Origin of the sequence: Buchnera aphidicola (Artemisaphis artemisicola) (assembly GCF_005082365.1) — a bacterium.
GTDB classification, from domain to species: Bacteria; Pseudomonadota; Gammaproteobacteria; order Enterobacterales; family Enterobacteriaceae; genus Buchnera; species Buchnera aphidicola_AR.
Genome location: NZ_CP034900.1, coordinates 176620 through 201965 on the forward strand (window position 1 = coordinate 176620; position 25346 = coordinate 201965).

Genomic DNA, 25346 nt, shown 5'->3' on the forward strand with positions numbered 1-25346 from the left:
TATATGACTAATAAAAATTTTTCTTTATCCATGTGGTTGAAATATTTAGAAAATTTAGATAAAAAAACAATATTTAATCTTTTTGAATTAAAATCTATTGCAAAAATTTTAGATTTATTATGTTTAAAATCTTTTATTTTTACTGTTGGAGGAACTAACGGTAAAGGTACAACTTGTGCAATGTTAGAAACATTGTTATTGAATTCAGGTTATACAGTAGGTTTATATACATCTCCTCATCTTATTAATTATGTAGAACGAGTTAGAATTAATGGTTGTGTTCTTGATGAAAATGATCATATTGATGCTTTTAAAAATATAGAACAAGCCAGAAATTCTACTTTACTAACTTATTTTGAATTCATTACACTGTCAGCATTAATGTTATTTAAAAAGCATTCTTTAGATGTTATAATATTAGAAGTAGGTTTAGGGGGACGATTGGATGCTACTAATGTTATAGATGCTAATTTATCTATAATTACTAATATAAGTTTAGAGCATACTTGTATATTAGGAAAAGATCGTGAAAGTATCGCTCGTGAAAAATCTGGTATTTTTAGAAAAAATAGGATTGCTGTAATTGGAGATATAGATATTCCAAATTCTATTATTAAAATAGCTCAGAAAAAAAAAACAATATTAAAAATAATCAATATAGACTGGTTTTGGAAAGAAAAAAAAAGTTCTTGGAATTTTATTCATTCAAATATTCAATTATATAATTTACCTAAAACTTACATACCATTATCTAATACAGCTACTGCTTTAGCTGCTCTATATTATTCAGGTTTAAAAATTAATGAAGAAATTATAAGAAAATATATTGTCTCTGTCAAAGTATTAGGAAGATTTCAGATAATTTCTACTAATCCTTATATTATTATTGATGTAGCTCATAATCCCAGTGCTGCTTTATTTTTATCTAAACAAATAAATAATATAAATAATATACATATACGGGGAAAGATATATGCAATATTAGGCGTATTAAGAGATAAAGATATTTTAGGAATAATTAATTATTTAAAAAATAAAATTAATTATTGGTACATCACACCTTTACAAACATCTCGAACTGTTACTAAAAAACAATTAAAAAGCATTTGTTCTAAAATTTCTAATATATCTATTGTAAATAATCTTCAAGAAGGTTATAAAAAAGCATTAATATTAGCAAAAAAAGAAGATGCTATTTTAATTTTTGGTTCGTTTTTTATTGTTTCAGAATTTTTTTCATTAACAATGAATAAAATATTATAAACTGATAAAAAATATAATTTTGGTAGATTTATGATTTTAATAGATTATATTATAATATTTATTATTATTGCTTCGATTTCTTTAGGTTTTTTACGTGGTTTTTATCAAGAATTGATTTCTATTTATTTTTGGTTTTTTAATTTTTGTTTTTTTAATAAATATTATTATTTTAGTTCTTTTTATTATAATTCAATGCCATTTTTTTTAAAAAATAAAATTCTTATCTTAATAATGATAATTTTTTTTTTATTATCAAAAAGATGTTAATTTTTTTTATAAAAATATTTATAAAAAGCAGCAAAATTTCTTATTATAATATTATATTAGGAGGTTTATTTGGAATTTTTAGAAGTGGAATATTAATTTTATTATTTTTTTTCTGTTTTAGTTTTTTGAATAAGAGTAATTATGATTTATATATAAGTAATTCAATATTAATTTCCATTTATTTTGAAATAATGAAATATGTTTTATTTTTTTTTCATAGTTTATAAACTAAGCACATTATTAGTATTTTATGAAATTATAGTGTGCTTAGAATTATAGATTGCGAGATGATATTAATATCTTTAATATTTTTAATGTTCAAACATAGCTGAAATAGATTCTTCGTTACTTATTCTTCTTATTGCTTCTGAAAGCATTCCTGCTAATGTTAATGTACGTACATTAGGTAAGATCTTTATTTTTTCTGATAATGGAATTGTGTCGCATACTACTACTTCATCAATAGCAGAATTTTTCAAGTTTATTGCAGCATCTCCAGAAAAAATAGGATGTGTTGCATATGCAAAAACTCTTTTAGCTCCTCGTTCTTTAAGAGCTTCTGCTGCCTTACAAAGAGTTCCTCCTGTATCTATCATATCATCTACTAATATACAATCTCGATTTGCTACATCACCAATAATATGCATAATTTGAGATACATTAGCACGTGGTCTTCTTTTATCAATAATCGCCATATCAGTATCATAAAGAAGCTTAGCAATCGCTCTTGCCCTTACTACACCTCCGATATCAGGGGAAACTACAATAGGATTTTTTAATTCTCTTTGCAGCATATCTTCTAAAAGAATTAAGCTTCCAAAAACATTATCAACAGGTACATCAAAAAAACCTTGAATTTGTTCTGCATGAAGATCTACTGTTAATACACGATCTACTCCAATACTAGATAAAAAATCTGCCACAACTTTTGCTGTTATAGGAACACGTGCTGATCTAACTCGACGATCCTGACGGGCATATCCAAAATATGGTATTACTGCAGTAATTCTACCTGCAGAAGCTCGTCTTAAAGCGTCTACCATTACAACTAATTCCATTATATTATCATTAGTTGGATAACAAGTAGATTGAATTATAAAAATATCGCCACCTCTTACGTTTTCATTGATTTGAACACTAATTTCACCATCACTAAATCTACCTACAGATGCATTTCCTAAATTAATATATAATCGGTTTGCAATGAATTTTGCTAGTCTTGGAATAGAATTTCCAGCAAAAATTTTCATATCGGGCATATATAAAAACCTTTTATTTGTAATTTAAATTAATATTATTTTCTATATTTAATTTTATTATTTAGATAATCAATTATTTAAAATATAGATATAAAAATATTTTTTTTTATTTATAAAAAAGATATTTTTTTTTATTAAGCATTTTATGTAATGGTGAAATATTAACACTTTTCGCTATAAATCCTTGCATATTTTTAGGTAATAAAGAAAAAATTTTTTGAGCGGATTTTTTATTGTTAAATTCGGAGAAAACACAAGAACCAGTACCAGTCATTCGTGAAGGTGCATATGAAGAAAGCATTGAAATTAATTTTTTTATTTTAATAAATTTTTTTTTTGCGATATATTCAAAATCATTACTAAAAGGTAATTTTAATAAACTCTTAAGAGATTTTTTAGAAGTATTGCTCATTAAAAATGGACTCGAAAACATTTGTTTTGTAGATATATGTATGTTGGGATATACGACTAAATACCATTTTTCTTGTCTTTTTATAGGATGCAATATATTTCCTATTCCTTCAACAATAGAAGTTTTTCCTATAATAAAACCTGGGGTATCTGTTCCTATTTTAAGACTAAATGAAGCTAATTCTTGCAACGTAAATTGTGTATTCCATAATTTATTTAAAACTATTAAAGTGGTTGCAGCATTTGAAGAACCACCTCCTAATCCACTACCCATTGGAATTCTTTTATATAAAAATATTTTTGCTCCATAATGATTTGCATCTATTCTGCCATAGGATAATGCTTTTGCTTTTAATAATTTAGCAGAACAAACAATGCTATTTTCTTTATTTTCTAAAAGTTTTTTTTTACTAAATAATTGAATTTTTCCAGTTTTATTAGGAATGATTTTTAATGTATCACCATAATTAAGAAATTGAAATAAAGTTTGTATATTATGATATTTATTTTCACGAATACCAGTGACGTAAAGAAATAAATTAATTTTTACAGGAGATAGCCATGTATAAATCATTTTTTGATTAATTTAAATATATTTATATTAGTGTTTATTGAAATTACAATAAAAAGATTTAAAATGATATAATCATTTTAATATAAATATTCTAATATTCATAGTTTTTAAAATTATTAAAAATATATTTTTGAATATATTAATAATTAAACATTTGATATTAATTAATATTTTTTTTAAATACTAATAAATAAAGGAATATTATGAATAATTCTATCTTAAATAAATTAAAATCTTTGAAAATTCGTTATCAAGAAATAGAATTAATGCTTACTCAAAAAGATGTTATATCAAATCAAGAAAATTTTAAAAATTTATCTAAAGAATATTTAAAACTATCTGAAATTATCAAATTATTTATTCAATGGGAAAAATTAGAAATTGATATTAAGAATATTAATTCTTTATTGAAAGATGTAGAAATTCAAGATATGGCAGAAGAAGAATTGTATTTATTTAAAAAAAAGAAAAAAATAATAGAAGAAAAAATTCATAAATTATTGTTACCTAAAGATCCTAATGATGAACATAGTTGTTTTATTGAAATTAGATCGGCAACTGGAGGAGATGAGTCTTCAATTTTTGCTGGTGAACTTTTTAGAATGTATACGCGATATTCAGAATCTCATTTTTGGAAAGTAGAAATAATGAATACTAGTGAAAGCGAGAAAGGAGGATTTAAAGAAATAATTGCAAAGATTACAGGAAAAGGTGTTTGTGGTCGTTTGAAATTCGAATCTGGCGGTCATCGTGTACAAAGAGTACCGGAAACAGAATCACAAGGAAGAATTCATACATCTACTTGTACTGTAGCTATTATGCCTGTTACTCCTGAAACTGAAAAAGAAGAGATTAATTCTTCTGATTTAAAAATTGATACTTTTCGGTCTTCTGGTGCTGGTGGACAACACGTTAATACTACTGATTCTGCTATTCGTATCACCCATATTCCTACTGGAAATGTAGTAGAATGTCAAGATGAACGATCTCAACATAAAAACAAAGCAAAAGCATTATCTATTTTATCAGCACGTATTTATGCAAATAAGTTAGAGAAAAATCATCAAGAAAATTCTTTAATGAGAAAAGTATTGTTAGGAACTGGTCAACGATCAGATAGAAATAGAACTTATAACTTTCCTCAAAATAGGATTACAGATCATCGAATTAATTTCACTATATATAAATTAGATGAAATATTAGAAGGAAACTTAGATCTGCTAATTGATCCAATAACTCAAGAATATCAGGCTGATATACTTTCTTCTCTATCTAAATCAAAACTATGAATATTAAAAATTGGTTAAAAAAAACTATTCAAATATTATCTTATGTAGATAATCCTAGATATGAAGCTGAACTTTTATTAAGTTATATTTTACAGCGTAATCGTAGTTTTATTATCACAACTGATTATGTTGAACTAACTAAAAAACAGTATAAATATTTAAATCATATAGTATATCGTAGATCTTTAGGAGAACCAATAGCTTATATAATTAAAGAAAAAGAATTTTGGTCTTTGTCTTTACGCGTTTCATATGATACTCTTATCCCGAGATCTGATACAGAAATTTTAGTAGAACAAGCAGTATCTAAAATAAATACTAACTCTTCTCTTATTCTTGATTTAGGAACTGGATGTGGAGCTATTGCTCTAGCTTTAGCAAGTATATGTTCTAATTGGAATATTATAGGAATTGATAAATCAAAAAAAGCACTTGAAATAGCTAAAATTAATGCATTTAAATTAAATTATAAAAATATTTCTTTCTTTTATAGCAATTGGTTTTCAAATGTTCATCAAAAATTTAATATTATTATAAGTAATCCTCCTTATATTAGTAAAAAAGAATTACATTTTTTAAAAAAAGATATTTTTTTTGAACCCCGAAATGCTTTAATTTCTAATAATAATGGATTGTTAGATATTCAAAAGATTATAAAAAAATCAAACAATTATTTATTTTCAGGAGGTTGGTTGTTAATAGAACATGGATGGCGGCAAAAATTGCAAGTGCAATATTTATTTAAAAAATATCATTTTTTCCAAATAGAATCTTATCAAGATTATGGAGGCAATGATCGTGTAACAGTTGGAAGAAAAATATAAAAATAGAATTTTGCATGATTTTAATAAATTCTTATAAAAATAAATATATTATATTAATAACAATAAAAAAATTTTAATATATGTTAATATATAATATATTGCTTATTATAAGTTTTCATAAAATTTAAATTTTTTAACTACTTTAAAAATATTACTATTACTAATAAAATGATATCTCTTTCTAATATTAATTTTTCTAAATTATCACTTTTTGAATCTATTATGATTGCTTTTCAAGCGATTCGAAAAGATTTTCCTACAAATTCTGTTTTATCTGAATTAAAAAATAGAACAAAGGAAGCAAAGTCTTATATTTCATCTGAACATGAACCAAAAAAAAAGTTAGAAAAATTATTAGAACTGTTTTATATTAATTGGAATTTTGGTAGTGCAAGCGGTGTTTATAAGCTTTCAGATGTACTCTGGATTGATAATGTATTGAAAACACGTCAAGGTACTGCAGTGTCTTTAGGTATTCTTTTTCTCCATATTGCTCAAGAATTAAAATTACCATTAAATCCTGTAGTTTTTCCTACTCAACTTATTTTAAGAGCAGATTGGTTGAATAAAAAAAAATGGCTTATTAATCCTTTTAATGGAGATATATTAGACCAACATACATTAGAAGTATGGTTAAAAGGCAATATTAGTCCAACCGCAGAATTATATGAAAACGATTTATATACAGCTGAATCTATTACAGTCATTCGAAAAATGTTAGATACATTGAAGTCTGCATTAATGGAAGAAAAAAAAATGGAATTAGCTTTAAATGTAACTAATTTATTATTACATATTGATCCAAATGACCCGTATGAAATTCGCGATAGAGGACTAATATATGCTCAATTAGAATGCAATCATGTTGCTTTAACAGATTTAATTTATTTTGTAGAACACTGTCCTGAAGATCCAATTAGTGAAATTATCAAAGTTCAAATTCATTCTATTGAGAAGAAAAAAATTACTTTGCATTAAAATATATTTTATTGTGTAATTGGTAGATTACGTTTATGTAATGTTTTTAAGTACATTGTTTCAATAATTTTTTGACTAATAGGATCTATTTTTTTGCCTTCTAAATATGAATCAATTGTATCATATGTTACGCCTAAAATACATTCATCTTCTTGTTGTGGATTTTCATCTTCTAGATCTGCCATTGGTTTTTTTAGATATAAATGCATAGGACAATTTAATTTTTTTAGTAAAAATTTACCTTGTCTTTTATTTAATTTAGCAATAGGATTAATATCTGTTGCATTATCTCCATATTTTGTAAAGAATCCAGTGATATTTTCAGCTGCATGTCCTGTTCCGACTACCAGACCACAATTAACTGCAGCAATACTATATAGTACTTTCATTCTTTCTCTAGCTTTTTCATTGCCTCGGATATAATCTGAAATAAAAATTCCTGATTTTTGTAAAGATTCTTCACTACTTAAAACTGCTGGTTTAATATTAACATTAACAACTTGATCTGGACATATAAAATTAACAACATCTTGACAATCTTTTTCATCATACTGAATACCATAAGGTAAGCGTAATGCAATAAATTTATAACTATTATTTTTCGTTTCTTTTCTTAGTTCTTCTATAGCTATTTGAGATAATTTTCCAGTTAATGTAGAGTCTTGTCCTCCACTAATCGCAACTATTAAAGATTTTAAATCACGATGATGAAGTAAATATTTTTTTAAGAAATCAATACAATTTATAATTTCTATTTCTGGTTTAATAATTGATTTTACTCCTAATAGTTTAATAATTTTTTTTTGAATACTCATATATATTTTCCTGATTGTTTTATATATTAAAGATTAAATATATCCTTTAAGATTAATTATTTTAATATTATTAAAAAGCGGATAAAAAATTGAATAATTTAATTCTTGTATTAAATTGTGGTAGTTCTTCTATAAAATTTGCAATATTAAATCCTAAAACTGAAAAAAAATATTTATCTGGTGTAGTAGAATGTTTATTTTTACCAGAAACATCTATCACATGGAAGTGTTTAGGAATCCAATATAAAAAAAGCATAGGTTCAAAAATTGATCATAAAACTGCTTTAATATTTATTATAGATGAAGTTTTATTTAAACAAAAAGATATTTTAAAAAATTTAATAGGAATAGGACATAGAGTAGTTCATGGAGGAATTAAAATTAAAAAATCAATGTTAATTAATGAAGATGTTATTAAAAAAATTAAAGATGCGATTTCTTTTGCTCCATTACATAATCCAGCAAATTTAATAGGAATTAAAATATTTAGAGAAAAATATTTTAATTTATCAAAAAAAAATGTAGCAGTTTTTGATACCTCTTTTTATCATAATATGCCTGAAATTTCTTTTTTATATGCAATACCATATAATTTTTATAAGAAATATGGCATTAGACGTTATGGTGCTCATGGTATCAGTCATAAATATGTAGCTAAAAAAGCTTCTATAATTTTAAATAAAACATTTAGTTCTTTAAATATAATAACATGTCATTTAGGTAATGGAGCTTCTGTTTCTGCTATTTGCAATGGAATATGTGTAGATACTTCTATGGGATTAACTCCTTTAGAAGGATTAGTAATGGGCACAAGGAGTGGTGATATAGATCCTTCTATTGTTTTTTTTATGAATAAAAAACTCAATATGAGTCTTGATGAAATTGAGATAATTTTAACAAAAAAATCAGGATTATTAGGTTTAAGTGAAATAAGTAGTGATTTTCGTTATTTTGAAAAAAATTATAATATTAAAAAAAATGCTAAAAGATCTGTAGATGTATTTTGTCATCGATTATCTAAATATATTTCAGCTTATACTACTTTAATGGAAAATCGTTTAGATGGAATTGTCTTTACAGGAGGAATTGGCGAAAATGTACCATTAATTAGAAAATTAACTCTTTCTCGTTTATCTCTTTTAGGATTTAAGATAGATAACAAACTTAATTCATCTATGATAATGGGAAAATCCGGATTAATTAGTAAAAATCTTTCTTGGCCAGTATTTGTTATTGCAACAAATGAAGAATTAGCAATAGCCAAAGAAACAATGAATATAATTAACAAAAAATAGTTATTTTTAAAAAAATGATGTCATCATAATAGGATAATTATGTCACGCACTATAATGCTTATTCCTTTAAACAAAGACGCAAGTTTAACCACAATTAGTTTAAGTACAATTTATTTTTTTTCTAAGCATAAACTTTCTAAGTCTATTTTATATATTTCTTGTATCAATAGTGCATTTAATAGTACATCATTAATTATTAAAAAATATTTTTCAGAGCGTGTTGATACATTAGATGTTGTAGATTTTTCTAAAGTTTTTTTTGCGTCTTATGAATATGATACTTTATTAAACAAGATAATTGAAGAATGTTATCAAAAAAAATTTTTATATGATTTAATTTTAATTGAAGGAGTTCAGTATAATCATAGCATTAATGCTGAACAAATTAATTTTGATATTTCTCAAAATTCTAGTGCAGAAGTAATATTTATAGAAAATTTAAAATATAATTCATCTGAATATATTCAGAAAAAAGAAAATAAAATTAAATTATTTTTAGAAAATAAAAAATATAAAAATATTTTAGGCATCATTTTTAATGAAATTAATTCTCCTTTTATAGATAAACAATGCAATTTTATACAAAAATTAAAAATTTTAAGAAAAAAAGAAAAAAATAAAAGAGATTTAATTATTAAAAAAAAATTATTCAAGAATCAATTTTTTTCAACTATAGCTTGCATTCCATGGAACAAAAAAATTATAAAAACAAATATTTTAGAAATTTATAGATTTTTAAACATAAAATGTTTAAATTTAATAGAAAAAAAATCTTGTTACGTAGAAAAGATTATGATATTTGATGAGAATTATATAAATATATCAAACAAAAATTATTCTAATACTTTAGTTATTCTTTCTTTTAGTCGTATAAATATTTTTTTAAATTTTTTTAAATTAAATCTAAAAATGCATAATATTCAAGGTGTTATTTTAACTGGAGTATTAAATTCAAAAAAAAATATTATATCTTTATGTCAAGTATTTATTCGCAGGTGTATTTATGTTCTTTTTACAAAACTTAATACGTTAGAAATTCTATCTCAATTATGCAATTTTAATTTTAATATTTATTTGAAAGATAAAATATATATTAATAAATTACAAAAATATGTTTCTAGTTTTTTTTGCTATTCTTCTATAACAAACTTTAAAAAAAAATATAGTTATAATAAAAAATATTCGCCTAAAGAATTTTGTTTATATATAAAATTATTATCAAGAGAAAAAAATAAACGTATTCTATTACCTGAATCATATGAAATTCGAATATTAAAAGCTGCTTCTATATGTCATGATGATAAGATTGCTCAATGCGTGTTATTAGGTGAATCTAAAAAGATTTATAGAATAGCTGATAATGCAGGAATTAAATTAAGCAGAAACATTGAAATAATAAATCCTATATCAATAAGAAAAAATTATGTTAATCGTCTTGTAGAACTTCGAAAAACAAAAGGCATGAATGAATTGTTAGCTAAAAAACAATTAGAAGATAATATTGTTTTAGCTACATTAATATTAGAAGCTGATCAAGTAGACGGATTAGTTTCTGGATCAGTTAATACTACTTATAATACTATACGTCCAGCGCTACAAATTATTAAAACTAGTCCTAATAGTTTATTAGTTTCATCTATTTTTTTTATGTTATTACCTAATTCAGTTTTAATTTATGGTGATTGTGCTATTAATATTAATCCTACTGCAGAAGAATTAGCAGAAATTGCTATTCAAACTGCAGATTCATCAAAAATTTTCGGAATAGAACCACGTATTGCTATGTTGTCTTATTCAACTGGCAATTCTGGTATTGGATATGAAGTTGAAAAAGTCAGAACTGCTACTTGCATTGTAAAAAAAAGAAGACCTGATTTAATTATTGATGGTCCTATTCAATACGATACAGCTATCTCAAAAACAGTTGCTAAATTAAAAGCACCAAATTCACCAATCTTAGGATCTGCAAATATATTTATTTTTCCAGATTTAAACTCTGGCAATATAGCTTATAAAGCAGTACAACGTTCTTCTAAAATTTTATCCATTGGTCCAATGTTGCAAGGTTTAAAAAAACCAGTCAATGATTTATCACGAGGTGCATCAATAGAAGATATTATTTACACAATTGCGTTGACATCTATTCAAGATATATAAGATATGTATAATAAACAAAATTTATCTTAAATTTTAATTATGATATTTCCATCTGGTTGACAGCAACATGGAAAAATCTCTCTTTTTTTAAATAAAGCAGCCATTGGCTGTTTTATTGAATAAAATATTTTTCCTTTAATTAATTCTATACGACATAAACCGCAATATCCAGATCGACATTGATATTCTATATTGACGTTATTTAGCTCTAATATGAGTAATAATAGATTTGTTTTTTTATATATTATATTTTTTTTGATATTAATTATATTGATAATAGAAAAGTTCATTTTATAGTTGAAATTTTTTAAATTCGTTGTCAGATACTTCTGAATCAATTTGTCCGACTAAATAAGAACTGATTTCTGTTTCTTGAGGTGCTGTTTGTATGTAATCAGAAGTTAACCAATCATTGATCCAAGGAATGGGATTAGACTGTTTTTTAAATGGCATGTTAAAACCTATTGCATGCATGCGAATATTAGTAATGTATTCTATATATTGACAAAGAATGTCTTTATTTAATCCAAGCATAGAACCATTTTCAAATAAATATTCAGCCCATTTTTTTTCTTGTTGTGCAGCTAATAAAAATATATTTATAGCTTCTTCTTTACATTCAAAAGCAATATCTTTCATATTTTCGTCGTTATTAATGTTACTTAAAAGATTTAAAATATGTTGTGTTCCAGTTAAATGTAAAGCTTCATCACGTGCTATTAATCTGATAATTTTTGCATTTCCTTCCATTAATTCTCTTTCTGCAAATGCAAATGAACATGCAAAACTAACATAAAATCTAATTGCTTCTAAAACGTTAACGCTTATTAAGCATAAATACAATCTTTTTTTTAATAAATTTAAATTAATATTAATTTTTTTTTTATTGATTAAGTGATTTCCTTCACCGAATAAATGCCAATAATTAGTTATTTTTATTAATTCATCGTAGTATATAGAAATATTTTGAGCTCGATCATTAATGTTTTTGTTTGAAATAATATCATCAAATATTAATGATGGAACATTGACAATATTTCTTATTATATGAGTATAAGAACGCGAATGAATAGTTTCTGAAAATGACCATGTTTCAATCCATGTTTCTAATTCAGGAATAGAAATAATAGGTAAAAAAGCTACATTAGGACTTCTGCCTTGAATTGAATCAAGAAGCGTTTGATATTTTAAATTACTAATAAAAATATGTTTTTCATGATCAGGTAAATGTTGAAAATCTATTCTATCTCTAGAGAGATCAATTTCTTCTGGTCTCCAAAAAAATGATAATTGTTTTTCAATTAATTTTTCAAAAATGTTATATTTTTGTTGATCGTATCGTGCAATATTGACGGGTTGTCCAAAAAACATCGGTTCTTTAAGTTGATTATTTTTTTTTTGAGAAAATATTGTATAAGACATACTACTTTACCTAATATTTAATTTAATATTTTTTTAAAAAATATATTTGATTTTTTTATATAACACAAGAACCACTTTCACAAATGTTGTTTTCTAAGATTTCAGATTTAATATTTTGATAATCTTTAGAACCATCTCTAGTATTTTGATAATATAATGTTTTTAATCCCAATTTATAAGACAATAAAAGATCGTATAAAAGTTGTTTCATAGGAATTTTATTATTTAAAAATCTTTTTGGATCATAATGAGTATTTACAGAAATTGATTGATCAACAAATTTTTGCATAATACCAGCTAATTCTAGATATCCTGTGTTATCAGGTATATCCCAAAGTAATTCGTATTCTGATTTTAATTTTTTATAGTCCGGAACTACTTGACGTAATATCCCATCTTTTGAAACTTTAATGCTAATAAAACCTCTTGGTGGTTCAATTCCATTAGTTGCATTAGATATTTGTGATGATGTTTCTGAAGGCATTAAAGCAGATAATGTAGAGTTTCTTAATCCATATTTTTTAATTTTATTTCGTAATAAATTCCAATTTAAATGTAATGGTTCATTACATATTTTATCAATATCTTTTTTATATGTATCTATAGGTAGTTTCCCTAAGTAATAATTAGTATGATTAAATAAAGAACATGCTCCTTTTTCTTTTGCTAAGTCGCAAGATGCTTCTAACAAATAATATTGAATTGCTTCAAATGTTTTATGTGTTAAATTTTTTGCACTGCCATCTGAATAACGTAGTTTGTTTTTGGCTAAATAATATGCAAAATTAATTACACCTATTCCTAAAGAACGTCTAGAAACAGCTGATTGTTTAGCAGCTAATATTGGATAATTTTGATATTCTAATATTTCATCAAGTGCGCGTACAGATAATATTGATAATTCTTTAAGTTCGTTAAGATTTTTAATAGTTCCTAAATTAAAAGCTGCTAGTGTACACAGTGCAATTTCTCCTTTTTTATCATGAACGTCATTTAAAGATTTAGTGGGAAGTGTAATTTCTAAACATAAATTAGATTGTTTTATTGGAGATAATTTAGGATTAAATGCACTATGTAAATTACAATGATCTACATTTTGTATGTAAATGCGTCCAGTAGAAGTGCGTTCTTGCATCATTAATGAGAATAGATCTAATGCTTTGATTCTTTTTTGTCTTATGTTTTTGTTTTTTTCATATTTTATGTATATTTCTTTAAATTTTTTTTGATCAGAAAAAAATGATTCATATAATTCAGGTACATCTGATGGACTAAATAATGTTATTTTTTCTCCTGATAATAATCTTTCATACATTAATTTATTAATTTGAAGAGCATAATCGATATGACGTACTCTGTTTTCTTCAATTCCTCTATTATTTTTTAAAACTAATAAACTTTCTACTTCAAAATGCCATATTGGATAAAAAATAGTTGCAGCTCCACCTCTCACCCCTCCTTGTGAACAAGATTTTACAGCACTTTGAAAATATTTATAAAATGGTATGCACCCAGTATGAAAAGCTTCTCCATTTCTAATAGGACTGCCTACTGCACGAATTTGTCCAGCATTAATGCCAATTCCTGCACGTTGAGAAACATATTTAACAATAGAACTAGCAGTAGCGTTAATAGAATTTAAAGTATCAGCACATTCAATTAAAACACAAGAACTAAATTGACGAGTAGGAGTTCTTACACCTGACATAATTGGTGTAGGTAATGAAATTTTAAAAGTAGAGATAGCATCATAAAAACGCTTGATATAATCCATTCGAATACATTTTGAATATTGAGAAAATAAACATGCAGATATTAAGATATATAAAAATTGTGCACTTTCGTATATTTTTCCACTAATACGATTTTGTATTAAATATTTTCCTTCTAGTTGTTTTACCGCTGCATATGAAAAATTCATATCTCTCCAATGATCAATAAAACAATTCATTTCTAAGTATTCTTCATAAGAATAGTATTCTAATAAATTTTTATCGTATTTTCCTAAAGCAACCATTTTTTTTACATGATTATATAAAGTAGGCGGTTCAAATTCTCCATAAGCTTTTTTCCTAAGATGGAAGATAGCTAATCTTGCAGCCATATATTGATAGTCCGGTGTATCTTCTGAAATTAAATCAGCTGCGGCTTTAATAATAGTTTCATGAATATTCACAGTACTAATATTATTATAAAATTGAATACGTGAACATAATTCAACTTGAGAAACAGAGACATCATCTAATCCTTCTGCCGCCCAATTTAATACTTTATGAATTTTATCTAAATTTATTTTTTCTTTTTTTCCATTTCTTTTAATAACAAAGAGACTTTTTTTCATATTAATTTAACTTATTTTAATAAGTGTAAAAATATATTTTATTTTTATAAAAATATATTTTTCTTTATATAGGTTCTACAATCTTTTGTAAAGCAACAACTTTTTCATTTTTTGAAGTTCTTATTAAGATTACACCTTGTGTGTTTCTTCCTAATATTCCTACCTCAGACACTCTAATTCTAACTAAAGTTCCTGCATTAGTGATCATCATAATTTGATCTTGCTCTACAACTTGTATAGCTCCGATTATTTTTCCATTTTTTTTTGTAATTTTTATGGATATAACACCTTGAGTAGCACGTGATTTTATAGGAAAATCAGTAATTTTTGTGCGTTTACCATATCCATTTTTAGTTGCAATTAAAATACTCCCTTTATTTTTAGGTACAATTAAAGAAACAACTTTATCATTTTTTTTAATTTTAATGCCTTTGACACCAGATGCAGTTCTTCCCATAGTTCGTACGCTATTTTCTAAAAATTGAACTACTTTGCCATTTTGTGTAAATAACATAATATTATTATTTCCATTTGTTAAAGCAACTCCAATTAATTCATCATTAGCATGTAAATTAATAGCAATAATTCCTGTAACTCTAGGTTTTTTAAATTGATTTAAGGAGGTTTTTTTAACTATACCATGAGCTGTAGTCATAAAAATATTAAGATTATCTTTGTAATCATGTACTGGCAATATAGCTGTAATTCTTTCTTTAGCACTTAATGGTAATAAATTTACTATAGGTCTTCCTCTTGCATGTCTACTAGATTCTGGTAATTGATAAACTTTCATCCAATATAGAATTCCTCGACTAGAAAAACATAATATAGTATCATGTGTATTTGCTATTACTAGACTTTCTATAAAATCTTCTTCTTTCATTGTTGCAGCTGATTTTCCTTTTCCTCCTCTTCTTTGAGCATTATAATCAGATAAAGGTTGATATTTAACATATCCTGAATGAGATAATGTTACTACAACATCTTCTTGATTAATTAAATCTTCAACATTAATATTTGTTTGATTTTCAATTATTTCTGTACGTCTTTTATCACTAAAATTATTTTGTATAAATAATAATTCTTCTTTAATTACGTCAAACATGCGATTAGAATCTTTAAGTATTTCTTTTAGTTCTTTAGTTTTGTCCAGTAAAATATTTTGTTCTGTAATAATTTTATCATGTTCTAAATTAGTAAGTTTTTGTAAACGCAGATCTAAAATAGCTTGCGCTTGTTGTTCAGTAAAAAAATATTCTTGATTTTCATTAGATAATTTTTTTGATTTTTCTATTATTTTTTGAGCTTTGATAGAATTTTGTATGTTTTTAAAAATCCATTTTTTTTCAATTATCAATTTTTTTGCATTTACTGAATTTTTTGAATTTTTTATTAATTGAATAATTAGATTGATGTTTTTTAAAGCAACGTTTAATCCTTCAAGTATATGAATGCGTTTACTCATTTTTTTTAATTCAAAGAGACTTCGTCTTATTATTATTTCTTTTCTATGTGATATAAAATTTTTTAATATTTCTTTTAAAGATAACATTTTTGGTTGACCTTGACACAAAGCAACCATATTAATTCCAAAAGAAATTTGTAATTGCGTTAAAGAGTACAGTTGATTTAAAATTATTTCAGGTATTGCTTCTTTTTTAATTTCAATAACAATTCTCATGCCATCTTTATCAGATTCGTCACGTAAAGCAGTGATCCCGTCAATTCTTTTATTTTTTACTAACTCAGCTATTTGTTCAATTAAACGTGATTTATTTACTTGATAAGGTATTTCGTCAAATACAATTGATTCTTTCTTATTTTTTACATTTTTTTCAATTTTATTACGTGCTCGAATATAAATTTTTCCTTTTCCTGTACGATAAGCTTCTTCGATTCCTAATTTTCCGTTAATTATCCCCGCAGTAGGAAAATCTGGTCCTGGAATATGTGCAATCAATTCTTGTAAAGTAATATTATTATTATCAATATAAGCTAAACAACCATTAATAACTTCATGTAAGTTATGAGGAGGAATATTTGTTGCCATCCCTACAGCTATACCTGATGAACCATTTATCAGAAGATTAGGTATTCTTGCTGGAAGGATTTCTGGTATTTTTTCAGTTCCATCATAATTTGGTAAAAATTCAACAGTATTTTTTTCTAAATCATTTAAAAGTTCATGAGCTATTCGAGACATTCGAACTTCTGTATATCGCATAGCTGCAGCAGAATCACCATCTACAGAACCGAAATTTCCTTGTCCGTCTATAAGCATATAGCGTAAAGAAAATTTTTGAGCCATTCTTACTATTGCGTCATATACTGCAGAGTCTCCATGTGGATGATATTTTCCAATAACATCTCCTACTATTCTTGCAGATTTCTTGTACGTTTTATTCCAATCATTATTTAATATATGCATAGCAAATAAAATTCTTCGATGAACAGGTTTTAAACCGTCTCGAACATCAGGTAAAGCTCGACCAACTATTACAGACATGGAATAATCTAAATAGGAGCTTCTTAGCTCTTCTTCAATATTCACCTGTATAATTTCTCGTGCAGGGTCTTTCATAAAAACTATTATCTCTTTTATTAAAACAATGAAATTAAGTAGAAAAGTATAACATAGTTAAAGTGTTAGAAGCATATAAAGACAATTATTATTCATGATAATATTTTTAATAAATTTCTTTATTATAAAAAATTTTTTTATATTGTTTATTTTAGATGAAAGTATTATTATAAAAGATAATAATAGTATTTTTTAATTTAAAAAGAAATTATTTAAACTAAAATATTTTATTAACTTGACTTTAAAGTGAGATCTTAATATGAAAGATGAAGAAAAAAATTTAATAGAAAACTTATTTCATCGTTTGAAAAATGCTGAATTAAAATCTTCTGAAAGAGATATATCTGCAGATAATTTAATTCAAATGTTAGTAAAAAAACAACCGTCTTCTTCTTATTATATGGCACAAACAATATTGATTCAAGAAACAGCTATAAAAAAAATGAGCAGACAGATTGAAGAATTAAAACGAAATATAAATTTTTTAAATCAAAAAGAACAAAATAAAAAATCAAGTTTTCTATCAAATTTATTTAAAAAACATCCTAGTTCTTATACAAAACCTAATGATAGCAATGTATGGAAACAGCAAGAATATCCTTCAAAATTAAATAATTCTCATAACTTTGATACATCTTCACGTTCACAAACACTTTCAACGTCTGCAAGTAATAATAGTAGCGGTTTTCTTAAAAATGCTTTACAAACAGCTACTGGAGTCGCAGGAGGTATGATTTTAGGTAATATGCTGATGAATGTTTTTAATCATTCTAAACCAGAAGAAGAAATGTTTGACACTATTGATCAATCTTCTATAAATCATAACATTAATTCAGAAGACAATTTTTCCGATAACACTACTGATAATCATTTAGTTAATTATGAATCTGAAGAATTAAATTCAAATGATACAACTAATGATATTTATGATACAGATGATAATACTTATGATAATACTGATATAAATGATGAAAATTTTATTTAAAATTTTATTTTTTATAGTTATATATAATATACATTATTAATATATTAAAAAAATAAAGCCAGCATAAAATATTTTTTTTTGCTGACTTTAGATATTTTAATAATTTTGACTTAAATATTCACAAATTCCTTCTGAAGTGGTTTTTATGCCTTTTTGTCCTTTTTCCCAATTAGCTGGACATACTTCTCCGTGTTTATTGTAAAAGTCTATAGCATCAACTATACGTATTATTTCTTTTATGTTTCTACCAAATGGTAAATCATTTATAACTTGATGACGTATAATCCAATTAGAATCAATTAAAAAAGAAGCTCGTAATGCAACACCAAGTTCTGGATGTTCGATTCCATATGATTTTTGAATACTATGTTTAATATCAGAAACCATAGGGAAATTTATTTTTCCAATGCCACCGTTTTTAGGTAATGTTTTTTGCCATGCTTGATGAACGAAAATACTATCAATAGATACTCCTACTATTTTGACATGTCTTTTTTTAAATTCTAAATGCAGTTTATTAAATTCTATAATTTCAGATGGACATACAAAAGTAAAATCCATAGGCCAAAAAAACAAGATAACTGATTGACCATTAGAATATTTTTTAAGATCAAAATTTTCAGTAATTTCACTGTTTTCTAAAATTGCTGGAGCGATAAAATTAGGTGCATGTTGTGTGACTAAAACCATTGTTTTTCCTATAATGTGTATTTATTAAAAAAATATTTTTTATTTTTACAAAATTATTAATAATAAATTGGAAATTAAAATGAATATAATTTTATCCTGGAAAGATGTTTTGTCTCAAGAAAAAAAAAAGATATTTTATTAATATAATGAAATTTATTCAAAAAGAACGTTTAAAAAAAACTATTTATCCAAATCAAAAAGATGTATTTAATGCTTTTTCATTAACTAATTTTTGCACTATTAAAGTAGTCATTCTTGGACAAGATCCATATCATTCTCAGAATCAAGCTCACGGATTGTCATTTTCTGTTCCTAAACACACAACTATACCACCTTCTTTAAAAAATATATATAAAGAGTTAAATTATAATTTTAAAAAGAAATATAAATTTAATCATGGATGTCTTATAAGTTGGGCTAGTCAAGGTGTATTTTTATTAAATACTATTTTAACAGTTGAATCAGGAAGACCTAGATCACATAGCACCATAGGATGGAGTATGTTTACTGATAAAGTTATTTCTCTTATTAATTTTCATAGAAATAATGTAGTTTTTTTACTATGGGGAAATGAAGCACAAAAAAAAATTAATTTAATTAATATAAAAAAACATTACATTTTAAAAGCAGCACATCCTTCTCCATTATCAGCACATCGAGGTTTTCTTGGATGTAATCATTTTTTTTTAACGAATAAAATTTTAATTAATAATAAACAACATCCTATTAACTGGTTTTCAATTTTAGAATAGAAAAAACTTTTTTAGATACTAGTAAAAAAGTGATTCTAATTTCTAATTATTAAATAATAGAGTAAAAAAATATATTTAAATATTACAACTAATATTATTTTTTAGAAACTGTAACAGTAGCTTTTCTCAAAATTACTTTATTAAAAATAAATCCTTTTTTTACTACAGAAATAATATGATTAGGTTCAGCTTTTTTAGATGATTCGATTAAAATAGGACTATGAATTTCAGAATTAAACAGATCGTTTTTTTTACCTTCGATTTGAACTCCTAATTTTAATAATAAATCTAATAAAGATTGCAATGTTAATTCAATCCCTTTTATTAAAGGTTCATCTTGTACATCTAATTCTTCAGAACTATTTAAAATATCTTCTAAAGAATCTATGATTGGAATAGTAGTTTTTAAAAAATTTTCAATTTCTATATTTTTTATCTTTTTTATTTTATTTTGAGTATGTTTTTTTATATTTTCTATATTAGCTAATTTTCTTAGTTCAATATCATGTATTTTTTTTTGATTATGTATTAAAGTTAATTTTAGTTCTTCTATTTTTTTATTTTGATTGATTATTACATCATTTATATTTTCTTTTTCTATGTTATTTTGTGAAACATTTTTATCAATATTTTGTTTATCTTGATTATCCATAAATTCTACCAGTTAAAATATTAATTGTTACTCTATTATAGAGTGTATTATTGATCTTTTTCAAGGTCATTTATTTTAATATAATACATATATTATTTTTATTAGGAATTTTTATGCAATGAAGCAATATTTTACTTGTATTGGCATTATTGGACGTCCTCGTCATACGAATGCTTTAATAACACATAAGATACTTTATCAGTGGTTAATAAAAAACGGTTATAATGTTTTTATTGAACACACTATTGCTAAAGAATTAACATTAAATAATCCTAATACTGCCACATTAATTGAAATTGGTCAATTTTGTGATTTAGCGATTGTCATAGGAGGAGATGGAAATTTATTATGTGCAGCTCGTGTTTTATCTTTTTATAACATTAAGATTATTGGGATTAATCGAGGTAATTTAGGATTTTTAACTGATTTAAATCCTGATTCTAGTTTTAAAAAATTATCAGAAGTTTTATCTGGAAATTATTTATTAGAAAATCGTTTTTTATTAGATGCTCAAGTTTGTCAAAAACAATTAATTTCTAGATCGAGTGTAGCAATTAATGAAGTAGTGCTACATACGAAACATTTAGCTCATATGATAGAATTCGAAGTTTATATTGATAATAAATTTTCTTTTGCTCAACGTGCTGATGGATTGATTATTTCTACTCCTACAGGTTCTACTGGTTATTCTCTTTCAGCTGGAGGACCAATTATAGAAACATCTTTAGATGCTATTTTATTAGTACCAATGTTCCCACAGAGTTTGTCTGCTCGTCCTTTAGTAATTCATAGTGATAGTATAATTTGTTTGAAATTTGCAAATATTCAAAATAACTTAAAAATAAGCTGTGATAGTCAAACTGTTTTAAAAATTAATAAAGGTGAATGTGTATTTATTCGACGTAGTTGTTATTATTTAAATCTTATTCATCCTACAAGTTATAATTATTTTACAACTTTAACATCTAAGCTTAACTGGTCTAAAAACTTTTTTTGAAATTTTATTAAAAATAAATATTATAAAATAATTAATATGCTTTTATAATTATAAATTTAAATATAATATTAAAAATAAAAACAAATAAATTTTTAAAATTTATAAATTTATAAAATTTTAAATAATTAGATGTTTAAAATTGATTAAATATTTAACTATATATTAAGTGTACATGTAGGAAGTTATAATAATAATGAATCATTATACTAAAATACTATTAATTGTGTTTTTTTTGTCTAGTTGTTCATTTTTAGACAAAAAAAAATATGATTCTTTTTCTTTAAATAAAAATTTTTTTTTGTTAAACGAAATAGATTTTAAGAAAAATATTTTAAATAAAAATTTTATTGGTATGACACGCAAACAAATAGTTTATATTTTTGGTATGCCAATTATTAAAGATTCGTTTCATGATGTATATCATTATCATTTTTATAAGAATAAGAATGCTAATTTTATTCAAAAAGAAATGTTAAATTTTTATTTTAAAAATAATAAAGTATCAAATTTTAATATAAAATAGTTTATATATACAATAATATGGAAAATTTTTTTTTGGAGCTGGCGGGATTTGAACCCGCGTCCAAAATTTCTATAAATAAAGTACTACATGCTTAGTTTTTTTTAAAGTTCCTTTCCTAATTTGAAAAAACAAAAATTAAGAATATAGCTTGAAAATATTTCGTGTTACATCATCAAGCTTGATGGCCACGTTTTCTCTTGTTTTGACCTTCCTGTATTCTCTTCCTAAGAGAAAAGGCTGAGAAGGAAGGGCTTTATGTAGTTTTTTAAGCTGCTAAAGCGTATTGTTTTTGATAATTTGCAGATATTTTTTTACGGTTTTTATCGAGGCAAACCGTCCCTCGGCATGCACTTTATTTTTTTGATAATTTTGTCAAATCCAAAAACAGCCCCTAATTTTTATAACAGAGTTTCTAGTATACAAAAAAAAAATCAATTGTCTATGAATTATTTAAATAGAAATTTTAAAAGTGGAAATTAATTATGAGTGTTATTGAAAAAATAAAAAAACAAATTAAAAATAATGTTATCTTAATTTACATGAAGGGAACACCTCAATCTCCTAGTTGTGGTTTTTCTGCTCAAGCTGTTCAAGCATTATCAGTTTGTGGAGAAAAATTTGCTTATGTAGATGTTTTAGAAAATACAGATATTAGAAATGAATTACCGAAATATGCAAATTGGCCTACATTTCCTCAATTATGGATCGACGGCGAATTAATTGGTGGTTGTAGTATTATATTAGAAATGTTAGAAAATGGAGAATTACAAAAATTAATATCTAATACAATAAAAAAATATAACAAATCTTAGTTTTTAATGAAATTTTAAAAATGTATAGAAAATTAGATATGACATTATATTTAGAAATAAAATATGTAATTTTTATTCTTAATGTCATATCTTTTTTCTTTTTTAGTAATATATTTAATATAAAGTATACTACCTTGAAGAATTCAATATTAATTTAAATTAATGTTTTTTAGGTTTATAGGCCATCCGCCTAAACGTTTCCAACGGTTCACTAATGCGCAAAAAAGATTAGCAGTTTGTGTGCTATCATAAAGTGCAGAATGAGCTTGATTATTATCAAACGATAGACCAATGGCTTTACATGCTTTAGATAATACTGTTTGACCAACTACTAATCCGCTTAATGCTGCTGTATCAAATGTTACAAATGGATGAAAAGGATTATTTTTTATTTTTTCTCTTTTCATTGCTGCCATTAAAAAATTATGATCAAAATTAGCATTATGTGCAACTACAATACCCCGACTGCATCCTTTTATCTTGATGCCTTGACGTACCATGTCTAATATTGATTGAATTGCTATTTTTTCACTAATAGCTCCACGTAATGGATTAAAAGGATCAATTTTATTAAAAGCTATTGCATCAGAATTTATTGTAGAACCTTTAAATGGTTCTATATGAAAATGTAATTTATCTTCTTTATGCAACCATCCTAATTCATCCATTTTTAATGTTATTAAAGCAATTTCTAATACTGCATCAGTATTAGGGTTAAATCCAGCTGTTTCAATATCTATAACAACAGGATAAAAAGTACGAAAGCGATCACTTAATAAATTTAATTCTTGATTTATAGACATCAAAATCTCATTTTAAAACAAGTTGTGTTTAATATAGTTAGTTTTTTATTTTTTAATATTTAACAAATTATCAAAAATAAATTAATATATGAATATGTAGAGAATTTTTTTTATTTTTGGTATTTTGTATATATAAAATGTTTATAATAAAGTTTTTTATTATAAAAAAGATAATTTTTATAGTTTAATTTTTAGATATTTCTTGTATATCAATTATGATTTTCTTGATAATTTGACAAGTGTACTATAATTTATAAAAATATTTAAGATCAAATTGCTAATTTCATTTATTACAAAATTGTATAATATTATTTTCATCATATATATTAGGAAAATAAAATGAGTTACACTCTTCCTGCTTTACCTTATTCATATAATGCTTTAGAACCATTTTTTGATGAACAAACAATGAGAATTCATCATACTAAACATCATCAAAATTATATTAATAATACTAATTCTATTTTAAATAATACTAATTTTTCTTCATTATCTATTGAAGAGTTAATGTCTATTTTTAATGAAATTGTTTTAGAAAACAAAAATGCATTACGTAATAATGCAGGTGGACATATAAATCATATTTTGTTTTGGAAAGGTTTAAAACCAGGCACAGTATTAACAAATGATATAAAAATAGAAATAGAAAAACAATTTGGTAGTGTAGATTCTTTCAAAGAAAATTTTGAAAAAGTTGCTCTTAATCATTTTGGATCTGGTTGGGTATGGTTAGTAAATCAAAATGGTTTATTATCTATAGTATCTACTGTTAATCAAGATAGTCCTTTAATGGGTAAATTAATATCTAATACTCATGGAGATCCTATTATTGGGTTAGATCTTTGGGAACATGCTTATTATTTAAAATTTCAAAATAGACGATTAGAATATATTAAATCTTTTTGGAACATTGTTAATTGGGAAGAAGCTACTAATCGTTTACAGAAATAATTTTTCATTACAGTTATTCTATTACTTTAAAAAAAACATTACTAAAAACATATAATAAATATTATATGTTTTTAATATATTGTAAAAATATAAAAAATAGTTTTAAGATAAAAGGATATTTTTTGAATACAATTAAAATGATTGTTGGATTATCTAATCCAAAAGAGGAATATCATAATACACGTCATAATGTAGGTTCTTGGTATATTTATGCTTTAGCAAAATATTTTTTAAAAATTTTAAAAGAAGAAAAAAAATTTTTTGGTTTTACTACTTCAGTTATTATAAATTCTTATTCTATTCGATTGCTTATACCTAATATATTTATGAATATAAATGGTAAATCAGTCTTTAAAATGGCATCTTTTTATAATATTAATTTAAATGAGATATTAATAATTCATGATGATTTAGAATTAAAACCTGGAGTTTTTAAATTAAAATATAGTTTTGGACACAATGGACATAATGGATTAAGAAATATTATAAATTCATTTAATAAAAAAGTAAATTTTTATCGATTTAGAATTGGTATTGGTCGTCCTAAAAATAAAGATCAAGTATCTTCTTTTGTTTTATCAAAGCCTACTAAATCAGAAAAAATATTAATTAAAAATTCTATCGCAGATGCTATTAAAACAACTTTTAGATTAAATATTTTAAATAATCATCAATTAAAAAAATCTTCTATTTTTTAAGGTGTTA

Annotated in this window: 22 protein-coding genes, 1 other RNA gene and 1 pseudogene; 13 read left to right on the forward strand and 11 right to left on the reverse strand. The window is 24.3% G+C overall.

Translation table 11 applies throughout. The annotated features are described in order from the left end of the window. Nucleotides 1-3 precede the first annotated feature (3 nt). On the forward strand, nucleotides 4-1263 hold the full coding sequence (folC, locus tag D9V59_RS00820; protein WP_158364180.1) for a bifunctional tetrahydrofolate synthase/dihydrofolate synthase: 1260 nt from the start codon (nucleotides 4-6) through the stop codon (nucleotides 1261-1263). 578 nt (nucleotides 1264-1841) lie between these two features. Here folC and D9V59_RS00835 read toward each other — a convergent pair. Together D9V59_RS00835 and ispE are read right to left on the reverse strand one after the other, a co-directional pair. Next, entirely contained in the window at nucleotides 1842-2789 is a 948-nt protein-coding gene (locus D9V59_RS00835) for a ribose-phosphate pyrophosphokinase (RefSeq protein WP_158364186.1), read from the reverse strand. A gap of 106 nt (nucleotides 2790-2895) precedes the next feature. Further along, nucleotides 2896-3774, reverse strand: coding sequence for a 4-(cytidine 5'-diphospho)-2-C-methyl-D-erythritol kinase (gene ispE / locus D9V59_RS00840; RefSeq protein ID WP_158364188.1), 879 nt, complete (start codon nucleotides 3772-3774; stop codon nucleotides 2896-2898). A gap of 203 nt (nucleotides 3775-3977) precedes the next feature. Here ispE and prfA point away from each other — a divergent pair, with 203 nt between their 5' ends. From prfA to sirB1, 3 genes are all read left to right on the forward strand, one after another. Next, entirely contained in the window at nucleotides 3978-5063 is a 1086-nt protein-coding gene (prfA, locus tag D9V59_RS00845; protein WP_158364190.1) for a peptide chain release factor 1, read from the forward strand. Beyond that, nucleotides 5060-5887, forward strand: a complete 828-nt coding sequence (gene prmC / locus D9V59_RS00850) for a peptide chain release factor N(5)-glutamine methyltransferase (RefSeq protein WP_158364192.1) — start codon at nucleotides 5060-5062, stop codon at nucleotides 5885-5887. The genes prfA and prmC overlap by 4 nt, the downstream gene beginning before the upstream one ends. Before the next feature lie 168 nt (nucleotides 5888-6055). After that, complete coding sequence (sirB1, locus tag D9V59_RS00855) at nucleotides 6056-6865, forward strand: invasion regulator SirB1 (protein ID WP_158364194.1); 810 nt, start codon at nucleotides 6056-6058, stop codon at nucleotides 6863-6865. A gap of 8 nt (nucleotides 6866-6873) precedes the next feature. On the opposite strand, the gene nadE is transcribed toward sirB1, so the two are convergent. Then, on the reverse strand, nucleotides 6874-7680 hold the full coding sequence (gene nadE, locus D9V59_RS00860; protein WP_158364196.1) for an ammonia-dependent NAD(+) synthetase: 807 nt from the start codon (nucleotides 7678-7680) through the stop codon (nucleotides 6874-6876). 89 nt (nucleotides 7681-7769) lie between these two features. Between nadE and D9V59_RS00865 the strand changes: the two genes are divergently transcribed. Then, nucleotides 7770-8975 (forward strand): acetate kinase, encoded by a 1206-nt coding sequence (locus D9V59_RS00865; protein ID WP_158364198.1) that lies wholly within the window; start codon nucleotides 7770-7772, stop codon nucleotides 8973-8975. A 39-nt stretch (nucleotides 8976-9014) separates the two neighbouring features. Continuing rightward, a complete protein-coding gene (gene pta / locus D9V59_RS00870) occupies nucleotides 9015-11132 on the forward strand; it encodes a phosphate acetyltransferase (protein ID WP_158364200.1) in 2118 nt (705 codons plus the stop codon). Between the two features lie 26 nt (nucleotides 11133-11158). Here pta and yfaE read toward each other — a convergent pair whose 3' ends face one another. The 4 genes from yfaE to gyrA form a co-directional block, all read right to left on the reverse strand. Further along, nucleotides 11159-11422 carry a class I ribonucleotide reductase maintenance protein YfaE gene (gene yfaE, locus D9V59_RS00875; RefSeq protein WP_158364202.1) on the reverse strand — a complete coding sequence of 88 codons (264 nt, stop codon included), beginning with the start codon at nucleotides 11420-11422 and terminating at the stop codon, nucleotides 11159-11161. Nucleotide 11423: 1 nt separating this feature from the next. After that, nucleotides 11424-12554, reverse strand: a complete 1131-nt coding sequence (gene nrdB / locus D9V59_RS00880; RefSeq protein ID WP_158364204.1) for a class Ia ribonucleoside-diphosphate reductase subunit beta — start codon at nucleotides 12552-12554, stop codon at nucleotides 11424-11426. A gap of 55 nt (nucleotides 12555-12609) precedes the next feature. Beyond that, on the reverse strand, nucleotides 12610-14895 hold the full coding sequence (gene nrdA, locus D9V59_RS00885; protein ID WP_158364206.1) for a class 1a ribonucleoside-diphosphate reductase subunit alpha: 2286 nt from the start codon (nucleotides 14893-14895) through the stop codon (nucleotides 12610-12612). A gap of 64 nt (nucleotides 14896-14959) precedes the next feature. Further along, nucleotides 14960-17476 (reverse strand): DNA topoisomerase (ATP-hydrolyzing) subunit A, encoded by a 2517-nt coding sequence (gene gyrA, locus D9V59_RS00890; RefSeq protein ID WP_158364208.1) that lies wholly within the window; start codon nucleotides 17474-17476, stop codon nucleotides 14960-14962. Nucleotides 17477-17735: 259 nt separating this feature from the next. Between gyrA and D9V59_RS00895 the strand changes: the two genes are divergently transcribed. Beyond that, the gene (locus D9V59_RS00895; RefSeq protein WP_158364210.1) at nucleotides 17736-18461 is read left to right on the forward strand and encodes a DUF2076 domain-containing protein; all 726 of its coding nucleotides are present in this window, start codon (nucleotides 17736-17738) and stop codon (nucleotides 18459-18461) included. Between the two features lie 96 nt (nucleotides 18462-18557). On the opposite strand, the gene D9V59_RS00900 is transcribed toward D9V59_RS00895, so the two are convergent. Further along, complete coding sequence (locus tag D9V59_RS00900; RefSeq protein ID WP_158364212.1) at nucleotides 18558-19151, reverse strand: redoxin domain-containing protein; 594 nt, start codon at nucleotides 19149-19151, stop codon at nucleotides 18558-18560. Nucleotides 19152-19230: 79 nt separating this feature from the next. On the opposite strand from D9V59_RS00900, the pseudogene ung reads away from it, so the two are divergent. Then, nucleotides 19231-19903 (forward strand): annotated as a pseudogene (gene ung / locus D9V59_RS00905) (uracil-DNA glycosylase). A 94-nt stretch (nucleotides 19904-19997) separates the two neighbouring features. Here ung and grpE read toward each other — a convergent pair. After that, on the reverse strand, nucleotides 19998-20555 hold the full coding sequence (grpE, locus tag D9V59_RS00910) for a nucleotide exchange factor GrpE (protein WP_158364216.1): 558 nt from the start codon (nucleotides 20553-20555) through the stop codon (nucleotides 19998-20000). Nucleotides 20556-20673: 118 nt separating this feature from the next. Here grpE and nadK point away from each other — a divergent pair, with 118 nt between their 5' ends. Together nadK and bamE are read left to right on the forward strand one after the other, a co-directional pair. Continuing rightward, nucleotides 20674-21552, forward strand: a complete 879-nt coding sequence (gene nadK, locus D9V59_RS00915) for an NAD(+) kinase (RefSeq protein ID WP_158364218.1) — start codon at nucleotides 20674-20676, stop codon at nucleotides 21550-21552. A 193-nt stretch (nucleotides 21553-21745) separates the two neighbouring features. Next, a complete protein-coding gene (bamE, locus tag D9V59_RS00920; RefSeq protein ID WP_158364220.1) occupies nucleotides 21746-22075 on the forward strand; it encodes an outer membrane protein assembly factor BamE in 330 nt (109 codons plus the stop codon). Between the two features lie 32 nt (nucleotides 22076-22107). On the opposite strand, the gene ssrA is transcribed toward bamE, so the two are convergent. Then, nucleotides 22108-22467, reverse strand: a transfer-messenger RNA (tmRNA) gene (gene ssrA / locus D9V59_RS00925). A gap of 90 nt (nucleotides 22468-22557) precedes the next feature. Here ssrA and grxD point away from each other — a divergent pair. After that, nucleotides 22558-22887, forward strand: a complete 330-nt coding sequence (gene grxD, locus D9V59_RS00930) for a Grx4 family monothiol glutaredoxin (RefSeq protein ID WP_158364222.1) — start codon at nucleotides 22558-22560, stop codon at nucleotides 22885-22887. 149 nt (nucleotides 22888-23036) lie between these two features. Here the strand turns inward: grxD and rnt are convergent, their stop codons facing one another. Continuing rightward, complete coding sequence (gene rnt, locus D9V59_RS00935; protein WP_158364224.1) at nucleotides 23037-23690, reverse strand: ribonuclease T; 654 nt, start codon at nucleotides 23688-23690, stop codon at nucleotides 23037-23039. A gap of 339 nt (nucleotides 23691-24029) precedes the next feature. On the opposite strand from rnt, the gene D9V59_RS00940 reads away from it, so the two are divergent. Together D9V59_RS00940 and pth are read left to right on the forward strand one after the other, a co-directional pair. Next, nucleotides 24030-24641, forward strand: coding sequence for a Fe-Mn family superoxide dismutase (locus D9V59_RS00940; protein ID WP_158364226.1), 612 nt, complete (start codon nucleotides 24030-24032; stop codon nucleotides 24639-24641). 137 nt (nucleotides 24642-24778) lie between these two features. Next, nucleotides 24779-25339: an aminoacyl-tRNA hydrolase gene (pth, locus tag D9V59_RS00945; protein ID WP_158364976.1), complete on the forward strand. Its 561-nt coding sequence runs from the start codon at nucleotides 24779-24781 to the stop codon at nucleotides 25337-25339. The last annotated feature ends 7 nt before the right edge of the window (nucleotides 25340-25346 follow it).

What these genes read in the sequence shown, in the direction of transcription:
- folC (WP_158364180.1), top strand. Translation starts at nt 4, where the DNA reads ATGACTAATAAAAATTTTTCTTTATCCATGTGGTTGAAATATTTAGAA.
- nadK (WP_158364218.1), top strand. Translation starts at nt 20,674, where the DNA reads ATGAAGCAATATTTTACTTGTATTGGCATTATTGGACGTCCTCGTCAT.
- rnt (WP_158364224.1), bottom strand. Translation starts at nt 23,690, where the DNA reads ATGTCTATAAATCAAGAATTAAATTTATTAAGTGATCGCTTTCGTACT.
- prmC (WP_158364192.1), top strand. Translation starts at nt 5,060, where the DNA reads ATGAATATTAAAAATTGGTTAAAAAAAACTATTCAAATATTATCTTAT.
- ispE (WP_158364188.1), bottom strand. Translation starts at nt 3,774, where the DNA reads ATGATTTATACATGGCTATCTCCTGTAAAAATTAATTTATTTCTTTAC.
- D9V59_RS00835 (WP_158364186.1), bottom strand. Translation starts at nt 2,789, where the DNA reads ATGCCCGATATGAAAATTTTTGCTGGAAATTCTATTCCAAGACTAGCA.
- prfA (WP_158364190.1), top strand. Translation starts at nt 3,978, where the DNA reads ATGAATAATTCTATCTTAAATAAATTAAAATCTTTGAAAATTCGTTAT.
- bamE (WP_158364220.1), top strand. Translation starts at nt 21,746, where the DNA reads ATGAATCATTATACTAAAATACTATTAATTGTGTTTTTTTTGTCTAGT.
- nadE (WP_158364196.1), bottom strand. Translation starts at nt 7,680, where the DNA reads ATGAGTATTCAAAAAAAAATTATTAAACTATTAGGAGTAAAATCAATT.
- nrdA (WP_158364206.1), bottom strand. Translation starts at nt 14,895, where the DNA reads ATGAAAAAAAGTCTCTTTGTTATTAAAAGAAATGGAAAAAAAGAAAAA.
- yfaE (WP_158364202.1), bottom strand. Translation starts at nt 11,422, where the DNA reads ATGAACTTTTCTATTATCAATATAATTAATATCAAAAAAAATATAATA.
- D9V59_RS00900 (WP_158364212.1), bottom strand. Translation starts at nt 19,151, where the DNA reads ATGGTTTTAGTCACACAACATGCACCTAATTTTATCGCTCCAGCAATT.
- sirB1 (WP_158364194.1), top strand. Translation starts at nt 6,056, where the DNA reads ATGATATCTCTTTCTAATATTAATTTTTCTAAATTATCACTTTTTGAA.
- grpE (WP_158364216.1), bottom strand. Translation starts at nt 20,555, where the DNA reads ATGGATAATCAAGATAAACAAAATATTGATAAAAATGTTTCACAAAAT.
- D9V59_RS00940 (WP_158364226.1), top strand. Translation starts at nt 24,030, where the DNA reads ATGAGTTACACTCTTCCTGCTTTACCTTATTCATATAATGCTTTAGAA.
- pta (WP_158364200.1), top strand. Translation starts at nt 9,015, where the DNA reads ATGTCACGCACTATAATGCTTATTCCTTTAAACAAAGACGCAAGTTTA.
- nrdB (WP_158364204.1), bottom strand. Translation starts at nt 12,554, where the DNA reads ATGTCTTATACAATATTTTCTCAAAAAAAAAATAATCAACTTAAAGAA.
- gyrA (WP_158364208.1), bottom strand. Translation starts at nt 17,476, where the DNA reads ATGAAAGACCCTGCACGAGAAATTATACAGGTGAATATTGAAGAAGAG.
- grxD (WP_158364222.1), top strand. Translation starts at nt 22,558, where the DNA reads ATGAGTGTTATTGAAAAAATAAAAAAACAAATTAAAAATAATGTTATC.
- D9V59_RS00895 (WP_158364210.1), top strand. Translation starts at nt 17,736, where the DNA reads ATGAAAGATGAAGAAAAAAATTTAATAGAAAACTTATTTCATCGTTTG.
- pth (WP_158364976.1), top strand. Translation starts at nt 24,779, where the DNA reads ATGATTGTTGGATTATCTAATCCAAAAGAGGAATATCATAATACACGT.